Below are 16616 nucleotides of genomic sequence, written 5' to 3' on the forward strand. Positions count from 1 at the left end.
ATGCCATTGACTGATTCAAATTTAAATTTCCTTCGTGGCGGAGGAGAAATGGGTGAATATACCAGAACTTATGATTGGTCTGCCACATCGATTGGTTCTCCCAATCAATGGCCGCAAAGCCTTCGTACTACGGTAAGTACAATATTGAATTCTAAATTTCCCATGTTTTTATGGTGGGGCGAAAATCTTATACAATTTTATAATGACGCCTACAGGCCAAGTATGGGTAATGACGGAAAACATCCCGGAGCATTAGGCGCAAACGGCGTTGATACGTGGCCTGAAATCTGGCCGGTAATTTATCCGCTTATCAAACAGGTTTTAGACGGTGGAGAATCTACCTGGATGGAAAACCAGCTGATCCCGATTTACAGAAACGGAAGTCTGGAAAATGTTTACTGGACTTTTAGTTACAGTCCGGTTTATGATGATTCAGGCGAAATTGGCGGCGTTCTCGTTACCTGTACAGAAACTACAGATGCCGTCGTGCGTTTGCAACAGCTTAATGAGGCTAATAAGGAATTGCAATTATCTCTGGATTATAATATTGCAATGCATAAGATCCAGATTGAAAAGGATTTGAAATTTAAAAATGTAACTAATATGTCTCCCGCGGGACTTTGGCTTGCTGATAAAGATGGTTTGATGACGTATGTCAATAAAACCTTGTCAGAGTGGACAGGATTGCATTACAAAGAAGTACTTGGAGATGCATGGCCCGCAGTAATTTTAGAGGAAGATCGTAATACCGTTATCGAAGCATTTGCTAAGGCTGTAGCCGAAAAATCACATTATGATATACAATTTCATTTAAAAAAATGGGATGGTTCTGTAATTAAATGTCATGCTGCCGGAGATCCGTTTTATATGTCAAATGGAGAATTGGGCGGTTATGCAGGTTATTGCATGGATATTCAGGCGCTTGTTGAAGGGCAACAGCAAATTGCCGAAAGCGAACAGCGATTTTTTAATTTAACGCGTCAGGCAACTGTTGGAATCGTGGTACTTACCGGAGACAATTTAAAAGTAAACATTGTCAATGATGCCTATGCAAGTTTAATAGGCCGCAGTGTTGAAGATTTATTAGATAAAAATTTATTTGAAGTTATACCGGAAGCCGAAAGTGTATTCAGACCTATAATTGAACAGGTTAAAGCAACAGCTGAACCTGTATATTTATACAGTACGTACTATTTTATAGAAATCAACAATACAAAAAAAGAAGGATATTTAAATGTAATTTACCAGCCTTACAGAGAAATTGATGGTAAAATAACCGGTGTTATCGCCATGTGCCAGGATGTAACGGCGCAAGTACAAGCACAAAAACAAATTGAAGAAAGTGAACGGTTACTAAGAACCGTAATTGAGAAAACGCCCGTTGCAACTGCGCTTTTTTTACGTGAAAACCTTGTTATTGCATTAGCAAATGATGTGATGTCAGGTTATTGGAAAAAAGGAAATGGCATTATAGGAAAACCGTACAGAGAAGCCGTTCCGGAACTTGAAAATCAGGGTTATTTTGAAATCCTGGAAAACGTATTTGAAACCGGAATTGAATATCATGCAACAGGATCACAAGCAGATATTGAAAAAGACGGAAAAATTAGCACACAATATTTTAATTATTCATACACACCGCTTTATAATGAAAGCGGCGAAATATATGCGGTCCTAAACATGGGTTATGATGTAACCGACAGCACAATCGCACAGCAATTAATGGAAGAAAGCAGACAAAAACTGCTTAATTCTTTCGAAAATTCTCCTGTGGGAATCGCCATTATCAAAGGTGAAGATCTTGTATTTGATCTGGCAAATACTTTTTACGGCAAACTTGCAGGACGAACGGTTGAAGAACTTACAGGCAAAGCATTACTGGAAATACTTCCTGAACTTAAAGGTCAGGGATTTGATAATCAACTTAAAAAAGTAATGGCAACCGGTGAAACTTTTAATGCCAAAGAAGCTCCTGTAACATTGATACGTGATGGTAAAACCGAAGTTATTTATATCGATCACAGTTATCAGGCACAAAAAGATCGTAACGGAGAAATAAATAGTGTATTAGTTGTAGTAATCGAAGTGACGGAGCAGGTTTTAGCCAGAAGGAGAATTGAAGACAGCGAAAAGCGTTTTCAGTCCTTAATTGAAGAAGCTCCGGTAGGAACTTGTTTATATGTTGGACCCAATATGCGAATTGAAATTGCGAATAAAATCATTATGAATTACTGGGGACGAGGACCTGAGGTAATTGGTAAAAACATGATTGATGTATTTCCCGAAATTGCCAATCAGCCGTTTCCGGAAATTCTTAAAAGAGTATATGAAACAGGAGAGATGTATGAGCAAAAAGGAGCAAAGGCTAATTTGATGAACAATGGCGTGCTCACCACTTTTTACTTTGATTTTACTTACAAGCCTTTATTTGATGCTGACGGAAAAGTCTACGCGATCCTGGATGTTGCAACAGATGTTACGGATCAGGTAAAAGTGAACCGACAACTGGAGAAAAATCAAGAATTTACACGCAAGATTTTTTATAATTCTCCCGTAGCTAAATTAGTATATGTTGGTAAAGGAATGATTGTGCGTGAAGCAAATGAAAAAATGCTTGAAATACTAGGGTGCGATGATGATTTTATATTAGGAAAACCTATTATGGAAACCATTCCCGAGCTTAAAAATACGCTGTTATTCGACAAATATTCACAAGCAATTACTACAGGAGAAACCTGTGATGAATCCGGAGAACGCATTGATCTTATAAAAAACGGTAAAGTTTATACAGGATATTATGATTATACCTTTAAACCCTTATTTGATGACCATAATATTCCGTACGGAGCCATTTGTATTGTAGTTGAAGTTACAGATAAAGTCTATGCAAGACATAAACAGGAACAGGCAGAAGCCAGTTTAAGAGACGCCATTGAACTCGCACAATTAGGAACCTGGAGTATTGATGTTGCCTCAAATGGGCTGACATATTCTGACCGATTAATTGAGTGGTTTGGCTATAATCCTGCCAATCATAATTATAATGAAGTTATTCCTATTCTGGCAGACGAAGACCGTCAGCGTGTTGCAGATGCCGTGACGTGGGCTTTGAACCCGGAATCTGGAGGGGTTTATGATGCAACATATACTGTAATTCATCCTAAAACAGGACAAAGAAGAATTCTTCATGCGCAGGGAAAAACGATTTTTGATCTTGCAGGAAATCCTATTCAAATGAATGGATCAGCTCAGGATGTTACTCTTCAATACGAAGTACAAATGGCGCTCGAACAACTGGTGCAAACCAGAACCGAAGAACTTGATGCCGTAGTTGAAGATTTGCAGCAATCGAATGTAAAACTTTTACATTCAAACGAAGAGCTGGCGCAGTTTGCTTATATTGCTTCACATGATTTGCAGGAACCTCTTAGAAAAATAAGTACTTTTTCGCAATTGCTTGAATCAAGTCTTGACGAAAATGCATCCATAAATTCTAAAAAATATATTGAGAAAATTATGCTTTCGGCGATCCGTATGAGAACTTTAATCAACGATGTACTTAATTATTCAAAGCTTGCCAAATCTGAAGAAGAGTTTGAAGTTGTGAATCTAAACGAAGTCATTGACAATTTAATATTAGATTATGATCTTTTAATGGAAGAAAAACAGGCAAAAATTCTCGTAGAGCCTTTGCCGGCTATAGAAGCGAATCCGTTACAAATGACCCAGCTTTTTAGAAACCTTATTAGTAATGCACTAAAATTTTCTAGGGAAGATACTAAACCATTAATTGCCATAAGCGTATTGCCGGTTCAGGATCAGGACATTAAAACACTTTCCTTAAGCCGTTCGCCACAGGAATATTGCAAAATACAGATTAAGGATAACGGAATTGGTTTTGAACCTGAATATTTTCTGCGCATTTTTAATATATTCCAAAGATTACATCCTAAAACTTCCTACGAAGGAACAGGAATTGGACTCGCAATGTGCAAAAAAATAGTTCAGAATCATGACGGAGATATTTATGCAGAAGCCGTTCCCGGCGAAGGCGCAATATTTTCGATTGTATTGCCGTTAACAGGTAAAATAAAAAACCATTAGTTTTCACTAATGGTTTACATAAAGTAAGATTATAAAATGTAATTTTTAATCTTCACCCCAGCATAAAAGTTGCTCTTTGGTTGATTTATACACCGGAATAATAGGTTCTCCCTGATATTGTTCTACATTGTTTTCAGTATTTTCTGTAGAGAAATTTTCGTTTTGATCGTAGTGAGTGTAGTTGTTAGTTTTCATGATCGTATATTTAAGTTTGTATGTAAGGTTCTATATATTATTAATATTCAGATTGTTAGTTTTTTAAAGTACTCCAAAATTAAAAATGGAATGACGCACGGATTTATATAATTTCCCGCAAAAGTTACATAATTATCACTTTATTAGTCATTTACGCGAGATTTATGTTAAATTTTCGATGTAATAATTACACTTATTGTAACGGATAAGCCGCTAAAATTAAATACGCAATAATCAAAATACTCATTGCAATAATTACTACAGTCAAAAAAGTCAACAATACAGTTGAATGCAAATATTTACCTTCAAGTAAAAGTTTATACGTTCGCTTATAGCGGAAATATGAAAGCAAAATAGTTATCGCGCCCGTTAAAACAAGTCCAATTCCTAAAAAGACAGTCGATCCGTTTTTAGGCAAATCCGGTTCCTGAAAAAGTCTCGACGGCAATTGGTTGACAAACAAAGAAAACTTCACAATTACAAATCCAAAAACCATAATACCAATTCCGGTTCTAATCCATGCCAGAAAAGTTCGTTCATTAGACATTTGGTCATTTGCCAGATTTTGATCCGTTTTATTCATATAATTTTCTTGATATTTTGTTTTTACTTTAGTTAGAAATAATATTCAAAATTACTTCTTCATCAGGGTAAGAAATTTATATAATTTCGGTCGTAAGTTATAAAATTACATATCGTTTTACTATCTGATAATTAAATGTTTAAATGATATAAAATTACGGCTGAATAATATAAGAATGTAAGAAAGGTGTAGTAGTACATTTGATAAACTAATAATTAAAAAACTATATCATGAAAGATTCAAATACTACAACGGCAAGTAAAAAGACTGCTGCAACAGCAACTAAATCAAAAACTACAGCTGCTTCAAAATCAAAAACTCCCGCTGCATCAAAAAGTACAGCATCAAAAACAACAACACCTAAAGGAACAGTAAAACCGAAAGCATCTGCTGCCGAAGGCTTAAGAGAATTATTTGTAGATTCATTAAAAGATATCTATTGGGCAGAAAAAGCTCTTGTAAAAGCGCTTCCTAAAATGGCAAAAAATGCAACATCACAAAACCTTATTGATGCCATTAATCAACATTTGACTGTTACGCAAGGACAAGTAACAAGACTGGAACAAGTTTTTGCATCTGTAGGAGAAAAAGCTGCCGCAAAAAAATGTGACGCAATGGAAGGTCTTATTAAAGAAGGCGAAGGAATTATGGAAGAAACAGAATTGGGCGCTGTTAGAGATGCAGGAATTATTGCAGCATCTCAAAAAATTGAGCACTACGAAATTGCTACTTACGGAACTCTTGCCGCTTTTGCCAAAACACTTGGTGAAGATGAAGCTGTTTCACTTTTAACAGAAACTTTAAACGAAGAAAAAGAAGCAGATATCACATTAACTGAAGCTGCTTACAATACTATTAATTTTGACGCTACAGAAGGCGAAGAAAAATAATAGAAAAGTTCTTTAAAACATACAAAACCTGCGACATTAAAATCGCAGGTTTTTTTTTGGAGAGAATTAAAAAGTTATGAGTTGTGAGTTATGAGTTTTGAGTTATGAGTTATGAGTTAGTTGTTATAGTAAATGCAAAATGCTATTAAGGGCAATAGATTATAAAATCTGGCATTTAGTAAAATGTTAAAATTCGTACAAAAAGTATTTGTTTTTTGCAAAAAAGGAGATTGTTTGTTAAATTTGTTCATCTATTAATCGCAAAAAAGATACTATATGAGTGACTTCACCTTATTTTATACAGATGATGATTATGATGATTTGAGCATGTTTGCTGATGCACTTGAATGTGTGAGCAAAAAAGTAGCACTTCAAACTTTTGATTCGGCAGATAAATTGCTGAAAGCACTTCAAAACCAGCCTGTAATTCCTAATATTCTTTTTTTAGATTTGAATATGCCCGGAAAAAACGGCTTTGATGTTTTAGAAGAATTGCGGTCAAACAAAAATCAGGCTTCGATTCCCGTTATTGTATATTCAACGGCTATGGATAATGCGGTTATTAAACAATGCCTTGAGGCTGGAGCCAATTATTTTATGACAAAACCCATTTTAATGCAGGATCTTGTTGAATGTATAGAACACGCATTATCTATTGACTGGAAAAATTTTAAAGCAAACCTTAATAATTTTGTTTATAAAAGGCATAAGCATAATATTTCAAAACATAATTAAAGCAAAGTAACCTGTTGACTATAATTATTTCTAATATATTAAAAATTATTACCCAACAGGTTAAAAATAATATGGTGTTATTGATTATTGCCCTGAACCCAAAGCAGAGCTTCATCAAAAGATTCTTTTTTGTAACCTCTAAATTCGCCAGGAACTACATAACTAAAAGCGTTTGTGAAGGAAATAGCATTTTCAGAATCCGTTACAATGGCGGCCCGATTCCATTTTCCAAAATGTTTTAAACCTATAAAAGCATCTTCAAGCCAGGCTGTTGCCGAAAAATTTTCAAGGTCAGTATCAATTAAAAACAGAAAATTGATTTCGTTAATTTGTTCCACGAGTTGTTTTACCGCCGGAGCAATTATAGTTTTGTAATCGTGTGCCGTTACGTCGCCAAGAGCCCTAAAAGCTACTACGTTTTGCGGTGCGTCAATTTTTTGTATCATATTTTGTGATGTATAAAGTATTAGTTATCAGTTTAGTAATTGTTTTAATACATAAAAACAATAGATTTTTTCGCTAAAAAAGGCTTTTCATTTATTTAAAATTTAAAGAAATGTATTTGCGTTTTTTTTCATTTAAATCTATGTCCCGATAACTATCGGGACTATTTGTTTAATTCAACTTTTATTAATTACAACCAACGGTTTAATGAATAATAATTACTAAATTTTTATTTGATATGAATTTGGCTGAGGTCAGTTTGGGCAGGACCATTTGTAACCGTTCCGTCACATGAAAAACGTGAACCGTGACACGGACAATCAAACGATTTTTCGTCATTGTTCCATTGTACAATACATCCTAAATGCGGACAAACGGCAGAAAATGCGCGAAGACTATTATCATAATCGCGATAAACGGCAATTTTTTTCAATCCTGATGATAAAATTCCGCCATCGCCAGGTTCTAAATCGGCTGTGTTTTTTAAATCAGATGCCGCGATCCAATCCAGATATTGCGACGCCATATTTCCTGCTTCTTTGGCAAAATCAACAGCGGTTTTCAAAGTAATTCTTGACGGACTGTACAAATCTTCCCATTTATTTTTAATTCCTAAAATAGTATCGCTAATAATCATTGCGCCAATTGTGGCATGCGTCATTCCGTTTCCTGAATCTCCCGTAATGATATAAATAGTTTCGTCGCCGGGATTTTTTCCCATAAATCCCAATGAATCTACGGGTTCCATAACCTGACCGGACCATTTATAAGTGATTTCTTCAAGCATTGGGAAATAGTTTCTTGTCCAGGATTCCAGTCGGTCATAACGTTCAGTTTCTGCAATTCCTTCCTCATCTGCCTGACCTGTTTTATGATCTTCTCCACCGGAAATTAATAAATCATATTCATCATCAAAGTTCTCAAGTCTCACATAATGATACGGTTGCGAAACCCATTTTGAATCGGCATCGCCCGTATCCCACCAAAGCGAATACGGTAATTTTCCTTTGGCAATTTTACCTGCAATTACATATGTTCTGTACGCGGCTTGTTTGGTATGCATTGTTAAAGTATCATTTATAGGCGTGTTTGTAGCGACTACAATATGGTTTGCCGTGAATGTAAAACCGTTGACTATTGCACCATCTTTAGTGATATTTTCTGCTCTGGCTTCGGTGAAAATTGTACCTCCAAGATTGATAATTTCTTCGGCTAAAGCCTTTAAATAATGTAGAATATGAAATTGCGCCTGATTATAAAAAGCAAGAGAATTCATGTTTTCTCCACCTGAAATTGCAGGCGTATGATCTAAAATTCCCGTGTTAAGTCCGGCATTTTGTGTGGCTTCAAATTCCTTTTGTAAATTTTTTTCCTTGTCACTTGGGTGAAGAAATAAATAGCCATTTACTCTTTTAAACGAACAATCGATTTTAAGATCTGTTACATTTTTTTCGATTTCATTAACTGCTGCGGTGTGACTTTCTGCGGCTAATTTGGCGGCCTCTTTCCCAAAGGTTTCTTCCAGAAAATAATAACGATCGTCGAGCGCGGCGGTCAAATGCGCCGTTGTTCGTCCGGTTTCGCCGCTGCCAATAAAACCATCTTCAACAAGAACTACTTTTTTTCCGGCTTTTACTAAATTATAAGCTGTTGTAAGTCCTGCAATTCCGCCACCAATAATTAATACATCGGTTTGAATATCTGTTTCGGGCTTGTCAAAAGCGATCATAGAAGTTGAGTCAATCCAGAACGATACATTTTCGCCTGATGTAATATTGCTGCTGTTGAATTTATCGTGTAATGGTGCCATCTTTTTTATTTTTTAAATTGAGTTTGTCCTAAGATTTTCTGGACAGAATTAACTCAAAATTAGAAAATCATATTACCAAAATATTACAAGATATCTTACAGGTTTTATATCATTTCTAGTTTTGGCTCTAAAAAATATCAGATATAAACATCTTATTATGAGTTGTTTGTTGATGTTTCATAAACATAATTTGGGATGATTATAATTGATATAATATAAAAAAAGCAATTGAATGTTATAAAACTGAATGATTGATGATGTTTTAATTTAGTGTTATTCAAACAACTTTAAAGAGTGCTGACAATTGAAAAATTTATTTTCAGGAATTTGTGTGGCATTTCTGCGAAAGCAAAATAAGGCAGTAAAAATTTATAAAAATAAGAAACGATGTTTAAGAAAGGACAAAATGTACAGCAGGAATTTGGTAACCAAATAATGAAAGTAGTGGGATTTGAGCCGGAATTAATTGAAAATGTGGTTACGGAATGGGAAGATATTGAGGGAACAATTGTAACCGGAAAATTCATGGAATCGCAGCTTGTTCCGGCTGAAAATAATACTGGAAATAATTAATAATCAAGACAATGAAAACGAATATACAACCAACGCCTTCTTTTTACGCGTATCAGGAAAAAGATATCGACACGATTTTTGACAAAATTGACGGTGACGCTAAAAGTAAGCTTTTGTATCAATTGCCTACGGGAGGAGGGAAAACTGTTGTGTTTTCAGAAATCGCCAGAAGATTTATTAAACAACACGGAAAAACTGTTGTAATCCTGACGCATCGAAAAGAGCTGTGCAAACAAACTTCGAGTGTTTTAAGGAGAATTGGGGTTCAAAATTGTATGATTACCAGCAAAACTGGCAATTTTAAACCTGGTTGTGATTGTTATGTTGCGATGGTGGAAACGCTCAGAAACCGAATAAAATCAAAAAAAATAAAACCTCATGATGTTGGTCTTGTTATTATTGACGAGGCGCATCATAATTCGTTTAGAAAACTTTTGGGCAGTTTTAAAAAAGCAATCGTGATAGGAGTAACGGCAACGCCATTTAGTGCTGATATTGCGAAACCAATGAAAAATCATTATAATACGCTGATTACGGGCGAAAGTATTGCAACGCTTATTAGCGAAGGTTTTTTGGCTAAGCCAAAATCGTATGTTTATGAAGTTGAACTTAATACGCTCAAAACCGGAATTCACGGTGATTATACGGTGAGTTCTTCAAATGAATTGTACGGCACTGTGGCGATGCAGGAATTATTACTAAAAGCATATCAGGAAAATGCATTGGGCAAAAAGACGTTGATTTTTAATAATGGTATTGCGACTTCGCAAAAAGTATTGGAAACATTTCAGGAAGCCGGAATTAATATCAAACATCTGGACAATAAAACGCCGGATGAGGAACGAAAAGAAATCCTGAAATGGTTTAAGAAAACAAAAGGAGCGGTTTTAACGTCGGTTTCTATTTTAACTACAGGATTTGATGAACCTACCGTTCAGCATGTTATCTTGAACAGAGCGACAACATCAATTACTTTATATCACCAAATGATTGGCCGCGGAGCGAGAAAACTTCCGTCAAAAAAGACTTTTGGAATCACGGATCTTGGAAATAATATTCAGCGTTTTGGAGCTTGGGAAGCGCCGCTTGACTGGAAAAATATTTTTGAAAACCCGGAATCTTTCGCCAAGGAACTTCATTATAATGCTACCGGAAATTCGGCAGTACAATCACACGGAATGTCGGCAGAATTACGAGCGCAATTTCCAAATACACTTGAAATGACTTTTGATATCGAAGGCGGATATCAGGAAGCGGTTGAAACCGATAAAAAACCAAAAACGGTTATTCAGCAATCGATCCGGCAACAGGCAAAAATGTGTCTGGAAAATGGCGAAACGCTTTCTGACGCGATTACTCTTGCCGAAGCTTTACAGCCGGAAATTGACTGGCGGGTAAAACAATATGTGAAATGCCTGGATAATGCGAGTAAAAATTATAAGGATTGGCTGATTGAAGATTATCAAAACCGATTGAAAGGTCTTATCATAAAATTATATCCAAGACTACATTCAGCATAATGTTGTTTTACAGCTGAAGAAATAAAAAGATACATACTAAAATTTATTATATGAAAGCGATTATACTTTTGGCCACTCTTAAAAATAAAGGAAGGTCTAATACTGAAACACTTGTAGAATTTTTGGGCGGTTATCTTACCAAACAAAAAATTGATTTTGAAGTTGTAAAATTAGCGAATCACAATATTGTTCCCGGAACTTATACGCATATGGATGTTGAAGATGACTGGCCTGCGATTTACCAAAAAATCCTTGATGCCGAAATCCTGCTGTTTGCAACGCCAATTTGGTGGAACAGCCATTCATCTGAACTTCAACGATGTATTGAACGACTGGACGAAGTTTATGATGTTATTCAGGCGGGTGAAGATTCTCCACTTGATGGTAAAATAGGCGCCGCCATTATAACGGGGGATTCTGATGGAGCTGAACATGTTACGGGTAATATCGCTAATTTTTTATGCAGTTTAGGGGTGACTTTTGCTCCTTATGGCTCACTTGGGGTTATATGGGAAGGTCACGGAAAAAATGTTGAGAAAACAAAAGAAGAATGTTTGCAATATTATACCGAAAATTACGAACAGGACGCTCAGGCATTAGCAGAATCTTTGTTTAAACTGGCAAAGTAAAACTGATATAACTATTCTATTAACCCGTTGGGTGCAATTAATTTAAAAATACAAACTGTATAAATTAGAACGAGGATAAAACAGATTTGCTTTGCAAAAACGCAGATTTTTATATAGAATTTCGAAATATATGTTTTTTTTAATTACACCCAACGGGTTACTATTATTAAAGACAAAATAAAAGGCTTTTAGATTATAATCTAAAAGCCTTTTATATTTTGATAAAATGTGGAGTATTAATGTACAGATTCAAGATAAAGCTGTAAATTTTTAATGTCGTCATTTACTACTTTTTCAAAAAATGGATTAAGCAATTTAGCTGCTCCTTCGCCCGCTAATCCTAGTGGTGCGCGGTATGAAATCGTTACTTCAATTTCGGTTTTGTTACCATTTGCTTTAAAAAGTACTTTTCCAAAGTTTCTAACGGTCGCATCCGGAAGTGATTGCCAGCTTAAAAGTTTCTCTTTTTGATCTTTTATAATTTCGGCGTTCCAGGTTATTGTTCCAATTCCTGCGGGACCTTTTGCTGTCCATTCTGATTTAGTTTCGCTAATTGTTTTAACGGATTCTAAGTGGTTCATGAATTTTGGAAGATTTTCAAGATTGCGCCAGAACGCATAAACTTCGCTGATAGGTTTATTGATTACAGCACTTGTTCTAATATTTACATTTGATGCTTTGTCATTTTTTAAATGGTCAACAGCGCTGTAAACCGGACAATAACCGCTAATTCCTCTTGCAAGCATTGCCCCGCCGGAGCCTATTTTTGCAAAACTTTTATTTTCTTGTGAAAGTCCTTTGTATAAAAGATATGATCCGCTGGTGATCATTAATATTCGTTCCAGTGTTGAAACGTTCCCCATGCTTTTTGATGCTGATTTAGTTCCCATGTTTTTAAATTTTAATTATTGTTTTTTGTAAAAGCAAACTTTATTTACTGTTTATTAGTCTACCGCAAAATTTTCAGATTCGCTGTAATCCTCGTCAAATTTTTCTTCAGGAGTTTCAGTTTGACTGGATTGATTGTTTCTTTCAGTTTCTGAATTTTGATTTTGATTTTGATTTTGATTTGAATCAGAATCAGAATCTTCATTTGGATTTAAGTATTGATTTTCCTGCTGATTTTCGTCACCAAAGCTTTCGTATTGAGATTGTTGCTCTTCAATTCTGCTTTCTTCTGTAAAATTACTTTCATGCAGATCGTAATTTTTGTAATTATCTGTTATCATATCAGTTGTATTTAAGGTTATTATTTGATCACCAATTATCTTTTATTTTTTGGTTACATTCAAAATTAAGAACTGTTGGGTAATTTAATTTTATAGAATTTTAATTAAGAGTTCTTTAATTATCAGTGTTTTAAAGAATTTCCATAAAAACTCAATTATATTAAGATTTACAAAAAAGGAGGGAAGAGATTTTAAAATACAGAAGTATTTATATAGAATTGGCTAAATAATATCAAATACGATTTTAGTTAACCCGTTGGGTGTAATTAAAAAAAAAACATATATTTCGACGCGGATTTGACGGATTCGTTATCACGAAGACACGGATTTAAACGGATCTTTTTTAAATTCCATATAAAATCTGCGAAAATCTGCGTTTTTGCAAAGCAAATCTGTTTTATCCGCGTTCTAATTTATACCGTTTGTATTTTTAAATTAATTGCACTCACGGCCTATACTTTAATTATAAAAGTATGAGTTACTTTTTGCAATAATTAAAGTGTTGAATGCTATTTTATTCGTCTTTTTTCTTTAAAATTCGACCTCTTGGTTCGTCGCCTTCATAAAGTACAATGTCTGAATGCAGGAATTGTGCGGCATCTGCGGAATCTTTTACTTTTACAGCACTTCGTTTTAACATTTGGGCTTCGAATTCAGTTAAAACGCTTTGTCTTATTCCGGCTTTTCTCCATTGCGATAAAGGCCTGCATTCTTTTACAATTTCTCTTGCAAGTGCAAGCGCATCAAGCAAAGCCTGATTTGCGCCTTGTCCTTTAAACGGACTCATTGGGTGCGCGGCATCGCCTATAAGTGTGATTTGTTTTCCTTTATCCAATAAATCTGAACTTAGTAATTCCCGATCATAAACAGGATATCCGGAAATTTTATTTTCCTGAGTTGCCGCTAAAATTTGAGGAATAGGATCGTGCCATTGCGTTCGTCGGCAAGCTTCATCTTTAAGTGCTTTTGGTCCAAGAGCGCTTAATGTTTTTGCCTCATTTTCTGGCATTGGAAAACTAAGTTGCCACATTACAGAATTTGCTGTGTAAGGCATTATGTAGATTCGTTCGTTGCCATTCGCAGTTTGAAACACGGTTGCAGAATCCAGTAATGAACTATCAATATCCTGAAGGTCCTTTAACGGACAAATGCCTAATATCACGATACAATCCAGATAACGTAAAGGCGTAACTTCGTCACCAATAAGCAGTTTCCTGACAGAACTGCGAATTCCATCGGCTCCAACTACAAGATCTGCTTTAGTATTTATGATTTTTCCATCTACCTGAAAACTCAGATTTACATTATCTTCAGATTGTGCAAAATCGGTTAACTGATGTCCCCATTTTATTTTATTTTCTCCGCCAAGTTGCTCTAATAATGCTAAACGCAAAGCTTGCCTTGAAATATGAACATTTGTACGTTTTGGAGCTGTTTTTTCATTAGATGGAATCCATTTTCTAATTCCCCATTCGCCAATTACTTTTCCATCTGTAGTGTGAACTAAATGTCTGGTTGAAACTACGCCTTCTTTCAAATCGAAAATTCCCAAACCTTCAATGGCTTTGCTCGCTTGCTGCAAAGTAAGTCCGTAGCCTTGAGATCTGGCATCAAAGTTAGTGTCACGTTCATAAATGGTAAAAGGGATTCCGCGATGTAAACACGCCACAGCTAAAGCAACGCCACCTATTCCGCCGCCAATAATAGCAACGTGTGGGAAATTTTCTGTATCCGGTTTTGGGAAATTTTCTGATGGAATTAATCCTGATCCGGAACATTTCAGGCATAGATTTAAATGTGCTTTCGGACGAATTGGCGCTTTTCCTTCGCCGGTTTTTTCAAATTGATCGAGTGCTAATTGGTATTGAAGCCGCACTTTTTTGCTGAGTCTTTGACTTTTTTTGCCGCGTCCCTGACATTCCGTACAAATAGTCCAGCATGCTTTTTCATTTTCCACTTTTATCACTTTTTCTTTAATTAAGAAGTGCAAATTTAAGACAAAAGATCCAAAAATATGAATATATGTTATTTCTCACGGATTTAAAGACGGAGCTTTTTGACAATAACAATTTAATATTATCTAAAAATCAAAATAAGAATTTTAGAATAAAATCTAAATGCATAATTATCTAAATGTATAATCATTTTATAGTATTTACTTTCTTGTCTGCCTTATTATATTCGTAAAGATTAAAAAAGCAAGAAGTAAAGTTGTTCCTGCAACAAAAAAGCGGATGAGTTGATCCATTTAAAGAACAAAATTTTAATACTATATTTTAATTTATTTTGAAGATGATAAATTACTGAATATATAGGTGATAAAATTAGTTATGAATTATGATTGTAAATAGTTGAGCTTAATTAGGTAAGCATCGATTTGGGGCAATGATGCTTTTTAATGTTCAACTATAAGAATGATTCTAAAAGTAAAGTTTTATAAAAGACCTAATTTTTTTGCTTTTTCAATTAAATCCTTATCACTTCCTTTTTCTTTTAAAAGCTGATCCTTTATACTTGCCTTTCTTTTTTCTATTGCACTCATAGAAAGAGGTATATAGTTAGGTAGATTTACCGTTTTAACACCCTGGGAAATTAAAATCAGGATTTGATTATCATGATTATCCCAGTTTATATTTTTTTTGAATAAATCCCGCTGCGATTCTACAATAGTTTCGCTTAATACTGTTTCTCCTTCCATAATTTTTTTGCAAATCACAGGAAATAATTCAAAATTGATATCACTTTTAGAGATGAAACCTTCTGGTTTGACGCTCTTAATGATTTTGTCTACAGTTAATGGCTCACTATGCATTGTGAGAAGAACTATTTTACAATTTTTAAATTTTTCTCTGACCAGAAGTGCTAAATCAATACCATTACTGATATTTAATTTTTTGAAGGGAGGAAGATTAATATCTAACAGCGCAAAATCAAGATTGTTATTCTGATTTTGTTGAAAAATGATTTTATTGTAGGCATCTTCACAGTTATGACTCTTTATAAAGACTGGGAGGTCTTTTTGAAACTCACTATCAGATAGAAGATTAACATAACTATCCACAGTCATCGGGTGGTCGTCGACGATCAAAATATTAATACTCATAATTTGTTTAATTCTATTTAAAACAAATCTAATAAATATTACGGACTTTCCGTACAATTTTAAAATTTGTGGTTTTTTTTTCTTTAAATGGAAATCAACCGGTTTAATTCCTGAAAAAAAAATCGAAATATTACGGAGTTTCCGTAACCTGGTTTTTTAAGTTTTACAAGAGGGCTTAAGTGTTCATTAATAATTAGTTAAAGTGTATTTTTTCTTTGAAATAAGTGAAATGTTACGGATTTACCGTACATTTTAATTTGGATATAGCTGTTTTTTTGCTGTAATAATAATCAACTAAAAATTTACACATTATGAAAAACAAATTCCTTATTCCAGTATTATTAGTTTCTGTTTCTTTATTAACTTTTTCATGTACAACTGACGATTATGAAATGCCGGAAACCACAAACAATCAATTAAAAGTTGTACCAACTAATGAATTGAAAACTTTGAAAGAAATAAATGCACAAGTAAAAGACTCGGTTATAGTTTCGCCTGAAGATGACGGTGATCCAATTATTGTAATTCCACCAAGAAAGATCTAATTATCTTTTCTTATTTATTCTAAAAAAGAGATTATTTCATTTATTTTTAAATTTTACATTCTTTTTATTTCAAAATGTTATATTTGATTTGTAAAATAATACTTAAACTTTGAGAACTCTTTTTAAAATTATTTCTTTATTCCTGGTCCTGGTAATTTTTTCATGCAAAAAAGCTGAATTGTCCAGCGCTGAAATTAAAACAACTTTATCTTTTGGTAATAAGCAACTGGGAGGGAAGAAAAAAGAAAAGCACTTA

The 16616-nt window shown here is 34.4% G+C and carries 15 protein-coding genes; 7 read left to right on the top strand and 8 right to left on the bottom strand.

Annotated elements, in window-relative coordinates; genetic code table 11:
- Window positions 1-6: 6 nt before the first annotated feature.
- Window positions 7-4104, top strand: coding sequence for a PAS domain-containing protein (locus ACHZDT_RS20010; RefSeq protein ID WP_394776468.1), 4098 nt, complete (start codon window positions 7-9; stop codon window positions 4102-4104).
- 45 nt (window positions 4105-4149) lie between these two features.
- On the opposite strand, the gene ACHZDT_RS20015 is transcribed toward ACHZDT_RS20010, so the two are convergent.
- Window positions 4150-4299, bottom strand: coding sequence for a hypothetical protein (locus ACHZDT_RS20015; protein WP_394776469.1), 150 nt, complete (start codon window positions 4297-4299; stop codon window positions 4150-4152).
- Window positions 4300-4492: 193 nt separating this feature from the next.
- Window positions 4493-4882, bottom strand: coding sequence for a YidH family protein (locus tag ACHZDT_RS20020; RefSeq protein ID WP_394776470.1), 390 nt, complete (start codon window positions 4880-4882; stop codon window positions 4493-4495).
- Between the two features lie 230 nt (window positions 4883-5112).
- Here ACHZDT_RS20020 and ACHZDT_RS20025 point away from each other — a divergent pair, with 230 nt between their 5' ends.
- Both ACHZDT_RS20025 and ACHZDT_RS20030 read left to right on the top strand, forming a co-directional pair.
- On the top strand, window positions 5113-5772 hold the full coding sequence (locus ACHZDT_RS20025; RefSeq protein ID WP_394776471.1) for a DUF892 family protein: 660 nt from the start codon (window positions 5113-5115) through the stop codon (window positions 5770-5772).
- Between the two features lie 276 nt (window positions 5773-6048).
- Entirely contained in the window at window positions 6049-6507 is a 459-nt protein-coding gene (locus tag ACHZDT_RS20030; RefSeq protein WP_394776472.1) for a response regulator, read from the top strand.
- A gap of 77 nt (window positions 6508-6584) precedes the next feature.
- Here the strand turns inward: ACHZDT_RS20030 and ACHZDT_RS20035 are convergent, their stop codons facing one another.
- Together ACHZDT_RS20035 and ACHZDT_RS20040 are read right to left on the bottom strand one after the other, a co-directional pair.
- Window positions 6585-6953: an STAS/SEC14 domain-containing protein gene (locus ACHZDT_RS20035; protein WP_394776473.1), complete on the bottom strand. Its 369-nt coding sequence runs from the start codon at window positions 6951-6953 to the stop codon at window positions 6585-6587.
- A gap of 227 nt (window positions 6954-7180) precedes the next feature.
- Window positions 7181-8761 (bottom strand): FAD-dependent oxidoreductase, encoded by a 1581-nt coding sequence (locus tag ACHZDT_RS20040; protein WP_394776474.1) that lies wholly within the window; start codon window positions 8759-8761, stop codon window positions 7181-7183.
- 387 nt (window positions 8762-9148) lie between these two features.
- On the opposite strand from ACHZDT_RS20040, the gene ACHZDT_RS20045 reads away from it, so the two are divergent.
- Genes ACHZDT_RS20045 through ACHZDT_RS20055 form a run of 3 tightly spaced genes read left to right on the top strand, consistent with a single transcriptional unit; the run spans window position 9149 to window position 11483 of the window.
- Entirely contained in the window at window positions 9149-9334 is a 186-nt protein-coding gene (locus ACHZDT_RS20045; protein ID WP_394776475.1) for a hypothetical protein, read from the top strand.
- An 11-nt stretch (window positions 9335-9345) separates the two neighbouring features.
- Window positions 9346-10854 (top strand): DEAD/DEAH box helicase, encoded by a 1509-nt coding sequence (locus ACHZDT_RS20050; protein WP_394776476.1) that lies wholly within the window; start codon window positions 9346-9348, stop codon window positions 10852-10854.
- Window positions 10855-10904: 50 nt separating this feature from the next.
- The gene (locus ACHZDT_RS20055) at window positions 10905-11483 is read left to right on the top strand and encodes a flavodoxin family protein (protein WP_394776477.1); all 579 of its coding nucleotides are present in this window, start codon (window positions 10905-10907) and stop codon (window positions 11481-11483) included.
- A 236-nt stretch (window positions 11484-11719) separates the two neighbouring features.
- Here the strand turns inward: ACHZDT_RS20055 and ACHZDT_RS20060 are convergent, their stop codons facing one another.
- The 4 genes from ACHZDT_RS20060 to ACHZDT_RS20075 form a co-directional block, all read right to left on the bottom strand.
- Window positions 11720-12373, bottom strand: coding sequence for an SRPBCC family protein (locus ACHZDT_RS20060; protein ID WP_394776478.1), 654 nt, complete (start codon window positions 12371-12373; stop codon window positions 11720-11722).
- Window positions 12374-12427: 54 nt separating this feature from the next.
- Complete coding sequence (locus ACHZDT_RS20065; RefSeq protein WP_394776479.1) at window positions 12428-12712, bottom strand: hypothetical protein; 285 nt, start codon at window positions 12710-12712, stop codon at window positions 12428-12430.
- Between the two features lie 514 nt (window positions 12713-13226).
- Window positions 13227-14669: an FAD-dependent oxidoreductase gene (locus tag ACHZDT_RS20070; RefSeq protein ID WP_394776480.1), complete on the bottom strand. Its 1443-nt coding sequence runs from the start codon at window positions 14667-14669 to the stop codon at window positions 13227-13229.
- Window positions 14670-15146: 477 nt separating this feature from the next.
- On the bottom strand, window positions 15147-15815 hold the full coding sequence (locus tag ACHZDT_RS20075; RefSeq protein WP_394776481.1) for a response regulator: 669 nt from the start codon (window positions 15813-15815) through the stop codon (window positions 15147-15149).
- A 311-nt stretch (window positions 15816-16126) separates the two neighbouring features.
- Here ACHZDT_RS20075 and ACHZDT_RS20080 point away from each other — a divergent pair, with 311 nt between their 5' ends.
- Window positions 16127-16360, top strand: a complete 234-nt coding sequence (locus ACHZDT_RS20080) for a hypothetical protein (protein ID WP_394776482.1) — start codon at window positions 16127-16129, stop codon at window positions 16358-16360.
- The last annotated feature ends 256 nt before the right edge of the window (window positions 16361-16616 follow it).

Source organism: Flavobacterium sp. (genome assembly GCF_043722275.1).
Classification (GTDB): Bacteria; Bacteroidota; Bacteroidia; order Flavobacteriales; family Flavobacteriaceae; genus Flavobacterium.

What these genes read in the sequence shown, in the direction of transcription:
- ACHZDT_RS20035 (WP_394776473.1), bottom strand. Translation starts at nt 6,953, where the DNA reads ATGATACAAAAAATTGACGCACCGCAAAACGTAGTAGCTTTTAGGGCT.
- ACHZDT_RS20055 (WP_394776477.1), top strand. Translation starts at nt 10,905, where the DNA reads ATGAAAGCGATTATACTTTTGGCCACTCTTAAAAATAAAGGAAGGTCT.
- ACHZDT_RS20045 (WP_394776475.1), top strand. Translation starts at nt 9,149, where the DNA reads ATGTTTAAGAAAGGACAAAATGTACAGCAGGAATTTGGTAACCAAATA.
- ACHZDT_RS20020 (WP_394776470.1), bottom strand. Translation starts at nt 4,882, where the DNA reads ATGAATAAAACGGATCAAAATCTGGCAAATGACCAAATGTCTAATGAA.
- ACHZDT_RS20025 (WP_394776471.1), top strand. Translation starts at nt 5,113, where the DNA reads ATGAAAGATTCAAATACTACAACGGCAAGTAAAAAGACTGCTGCAACA.
- ACHZDT_RS20015 (WP_394776469.1), bottom strand. Translation starts at nt 4,299, where the DNA reads ATGAAAACTAACAACTACACTCACTACGATCAAAACGAAAATTTCTCT.
- ACHZDT_RS20075 (WP_394776481.1), bottom strand. Translation starts at nt 15,815, where the DNA reads ATGAGTATTAATATTTTGATCGTCGACGACCACCCGATGACTGTGGAT.
- ACHZDT_RS20030 (WP_394776472.1), top strand. Translation starts at nt 6,049, where the DNA reads ATGAGTGACTTCACCTTATTTTATACAGATGATGATTATGATGATTTG.
- ACHZDT_RS20080 (WP_394776482.1), top strand. Translation starts at nt 16,127, where the DNA reads ATGAAAAACAAATTCCTTATTCCAGTATTATTAGTTTCTGTTTCTTTA.
- ACHZDT_RS20065 (WP_394776479.1), bottom strand. Translation starts at nt 12,712, where the DNA reads ATGATAACAGATAATTACAAAAATTACGATCTGCATGAAAGTAATTTT.
- ACHZDT_RS20040 (WP_394776474.1), bottom strand. Translation starts at nt 8,761, where the DNA reads ATGGCACCATTACACGATAAATTCAACAGCAGCAATATTACATCAGGC.
- ACHZDT_RS20050 (WP_394776476.1), top strand. Translation starts at nt 9,346, where the DNA reads ATGAAAACGAATATACAACCAACGCCTTCTTTTTACGCGTATCAGGAA.
- ACHZDT_RS20060 (WP_394776478.1), bottom strand. Translation starts at nt 12,373, where the DNA reads ATGGGAACTAAATCAGCATCAAAAAGCATGGGGAACGTTTCAACACTG.